This is a genomic window from Kutzneria buriramensis, assembly GCF_003387475.1.
Classification (GTDB): Bacteria; Actinomycetota; Actinomycetes; order Mycobacteriales; family Pseudonocardiaceae; genus Kutzneria; species Kutzneria buriramensis.
Genome location: NZ_QUNO01000054.1, coordinates 1 through 3,749 on the forward strand (window position 1 = coordinate 1; position 3,749 = coordinate 3,749).

The window sequence follows — 3,749 nt, forward strand, 5'->3', positions numbered from 1 at the left end:
GAAGGTGGCGCGCTGGTCGATCTTCAGGTTCCCGATCATGTCCGTCTCCTGACGTAGGGGGCTCTCTGGCCCTGTTCACTCGGGACTCTTGCCCGTTTGCACTACCAACTTGGTGGTGTAAGCCACTTTGCACTACTTCTTGCAGTGATGCAAGTCCTTCTTGGTCTACTACCGGGTTTTGCCTTCCCGACCTCTTGGGCCGGTCTGTACGTACTGTACGTACAAAGCTGCGGTCAGCGCAAGACCCATGTACGGTCTGTCCGTACAAAGTTTGGGAAGGAGCGCGCTGTGGCCGGAGCCCGGACCCGCTGGGAGATCGTTTACGACGACCTCCGCACCAGCATTGACCAGGGAGAACTACCTCCGGACGCCCGGATCCCATCGGAGATGGAGCTGGTCGAGCAGTACGGCTACAGCCGTCAGACCATCCGGGCAGCAATCACCCGTTTGGAGCAGGATGGCCTCGTGACGACGGGCGCCGGGAGCCTCGGCCGACGCGTACGCCGCAGGGAGCCAATCCGCTGGAACCTGACCAAGTTCGAGCTAGGTGCCTACTCCGACGACGTGGTCAACCAGGTCGACCAGTGGGAGGCCGATGCCCAGTCAGAGGGTTGGACCACCCGGCAAGTGGTCACCGACGTCACCGAGCTGGCCGCCACCACTGAGGTAGCCCGCTACCTCGACTGCGAGACCGGTTGCCGAGTCGTCCGCCGCCGCCGGCTCCGGTACGTCTCCAAGCCCGGAACCCCTGAGCAGTTGGCGATGATCGCCGACACGTGGACGCCCGTCGACATCGCGCGGATGGAGATCGACGGCGTCGCGCCGCTGCTCCAACGCACGAACGTCGTGTACCCAGGCGGCATCTACCGGGCCTTGGGCTTCCGGCAGGTTCAGTTCCGCGACGAGCTCCAGGTCCGGATGCCCACGCCTGACGAGGCGCAGCTGCTAGATGTCCAGGTCGGAACCCCAGTCGGCCAGCACGCTCGCATCGGTGTTGACGTGTCCGGCCGCCGCGTGCGAGTCCTGATCAGCGTGTTCCCCGGCGACCGCCAACGGCTCCGGTACGACCTCGACGTCCCCGAGCACCGTCCGGTCGACCATCCCGCCACCGAGGAGGCATGACGACATGCTGCTGACCATCGATCAGGCCAGCTCAGACGAGCTGGACGACGTACTCGGCATCCTCGACGAAGCCGCGGCTTGGCTCCGGGACCAGGACATCCACCAGTGGCCAGCCCGCTTCACCGGCGCCGGAGACTGGCGAACGTCCCGGATCGAGCACTACGTCTCATCAGGCCAAACCTGGCTTGTTCGCGCCGGCGGAGTGCCTATCGCGACCTTCAGCCTGACCGACACCGCTGACCCTGACTACGCCGAAGGCTGGCCGGACGGGCCAGACGCAGCCCTCTACATCTTCCGCATGGCCGTCCGCCGCAGCTGGGCTGGTCATGACCTCGGAGCAAAGGTGCTCGACTGGGCCAGCGCACGCGCCCTCGCGACCGGCCGAACCTGGCTTCGTCTCGACTGCCACCGGCACAACCGCCGGCTCCAGCTCTACTACGAGCACCGCGGCTTCGTGCGCGTCGCAACGCTGGTCAAGACCATCTGCGACAACGGCGAGCCCTACACCCGAGGCTCCGGAGCCCTCTACCAGCGACCAGCAGGTGCAGTTCACCTACCCGATCTGGAGGCAACCGTGACGGACCGATACGACCCGACTGGCGAGGCAGCAGTCTGGGAACGAGCGGCGCAGCTCGTCGCCAACATGGCGCTCGACACCGGACCCGAGGACCGATGGAACGTCGCCCTCAGCCAGGCGTCCCGAGCCCTGGAGAACGAGGCTCGCGCCGTCAGGCAGGGCACCGGCGGCATGTACTACCGGGTGATCACCGGCGAGGACTACACGCCGCAGTCTTGACCCACCTCCTGCTGTGACTCTCACCCGTTTGCACTACCTAGCCGCCAGCTTGGTCTACCGTTGTAGGTAGAGCGGCCAACGCCCGCTCGTACCGAGAGGAGGACACGTGACCGGATACGCCGACATCGCCAATCACTACCGCGCGCTGATCGCGGCGGGAACCCTGGCACCCGGCGACCGGCTGCCCACACTGCGAGACGTCATGACCGAGTTCGGGGTGGCACAGCAGACAGCGAGCCGGGCCTACAAGGCGCTCAAGGCCGAAGGGCTGACCCGCGCCACCACCGGCGGCGGAACCATCGTCGCCGACAACGACAGCAGCATCAGCTCCCGTGTGCGGGGCTGGGCAGCCAGCGGGCGAGCCCTCGCCGCCAACGAGACCTCCGTCATCACCGAGGTCGGCACCGTCAGCGCAGACGAGATCGTCGCCGCGCGGCTCGAAGTTGAGCCGGGCAGCCCTGTCTACGTGCGTCGCCGGATCGTCAGCCGAGACGGCGCACCAGCGCACCTCACCAGCTCGTACTACCCGGCCGAGGTCATCGAGGCGACACCAGAGCTCACCGAGCCCGTCTCTACCGGCGGATCACGCGAGTTGGCCGCACAGCGACTCGGTGCCGCACAGGAGCGCGTGCTCTCGGAAGTCACCTCCCGAGTGGCCACCGACGAGGAGAAGGCCGCACTCGGCCTCACGGCCGCTGGCCCTGCCGTCGTCACCCAGGTCATCCGGACCGTGTGGCTGACTGACGGCCGGATCGTCGAAGTCGCCGTCAAGGTCTGCCCCGGAGCCACTCTCCTGAAGTGGTCGGAGCCCCTCAGCTAACCAGCCATCCGAGCCCCGTTCAGTTACCCCAATCTCTTCAGTGGCGACTGAGCGGGGCTCCTTCGTGCCTCGGGGCGACGACCAGCCAACGCCGGGTGCACTCAGGTATCCCTTCCGAGATACGTCCCGTTTGTCCGCTCTCGCCAAAAGGGGTCCCTTTTGGCACATCTTGCTCTGCGCCTGGCCCCGGCCGCGCAATAGCTTCAGTGGCCACCGAATCTATTAGCTTTCACCTATCTTGCTCCCCCGATCCACTGTACACAGTGACTTCAGTGGTCACTGAAGCTTTGGCGCTGACGTAAGGGCACCTGATCTACTATCTTGCTCCGCTCCAGCCAGCCGACCTCAGCCCTGAGCCGGCGGCGGACACGGACTCGGATCCGGGCTGTGCCCGGTGACCACCCAGCCGTTCCCGAGGTTCTCCACCACGAACGCGCCGAGGCTTGGCCCGCCCTCGACTGCCATGGCGCAGGAGTTCACCGTCGCCCTCTTCGGGCCGGTCATGTGGACCGCGCCCAGCGGCACCTGCGTCGCCGAGTAGGTCTCCTGGTCGACGACCTGCCGATGGGCGAAGTGCACCGCGGCTTCGCAGTCCGAGCCGGCCCCGAGGTCCCGGGCGAGTTGGCGGCCGCCGTCCGCGCTGACGATCGTCCCGCACGCCAGGCCCGGATCGTCGTTGCCGACCACGGCGTACACCGACGCCACCGCATAGCCGGGGTTGGCCGGACCGACCAAGGGCTGACCGGCGCCGGGCGGGACGCCTTGCCGGCCGTCGTCGGGCGGGGCGAACACCGTGCTCAGGTAGTAGTGGATGCCGGACGCCAGCGCCAGCACCGCCATGCCGAGCGGCAGGAGGACCCTGCCCCGACGTCTACTCAGGCCGCCGGCCATCGCTGTCGACGTCCGGATCCGGCAGCCGGCGGAGCACCTCGCCGACCATCTGCGTCAGGCTGCGCATCTGCGCTTCCAGCGCGTCGAACTTGCCGGTGTGCTCCTGCTGCGTCGCCGAGA

Annotated in this window: 4 protein-coding genes; 3 read left to right on the forward strand and 1 reads right to left on the reverse strand. The window is 67.1% G+C overall.

The window, feature by feature from the left end; translation table 11 throughout:
• The first annotated feature begins 288 nt into the window (after nucleotides 1-288).
• From BCF44_RS54540 to BCF44_RS54550, 3 genes are all read left to right on the forward strand, one after another.
• A complete protein-coding gene (locus tag BCF44_RS54540; protein ID WP_170218288.1) occupies nucleotides 289-1,122 on the forward strand; it encodes a GntR family transcriptional regulator in 834 nt (277 codons plus the stop codon).
• Nucleotides 1,123-1,126: 4 nt separating this feature from the next.
• Nucleotides 1,127-1,918 carry a GNAT family N-acetyltransferase gene (locus BCF44_RS54545; RefSeq protein WP_116182479.1) on the forward strand — a complete coding sequence of 264 codons (792 nt, stop codon included), beginning with the start codon at nucleotides 1,127-1,129 and terminating at the stop codon, nucleotides 1,916-1,918.
• A gap of 106 nt (nucleotides 1,919-2,024) precedes the next feature.
• Nucleotides 2,025-2,738, forward strand: a complete 714-nt coding sequence (locus BCF44_RS54550; protein WP_211353719.1) for a GntR family transcriptional regulator — start codon at nucleotides 2,025-2,027, stop codon at nucleotides 2,736-2,738.
• Between the two features lie 345 nt (nucleotides 2,739-3,083).
• Here BCF44_RS54550 and BCF44_RS54555 read toward each other — a convergent pair whose 3' ends face one another.
• A complete protein-coding gene (locus BCF44_RS54555; RefSeq protein ID WP_116182480.1) occupies nucleotides 3,084-3,578 on the reverse strand; it encodes a hypothetical protein in 495 nt (164 codons plus the stop codon).
• Between the last annotated feature and the right edge of the window lie 171 nt (nucleotides 3,579-3,749).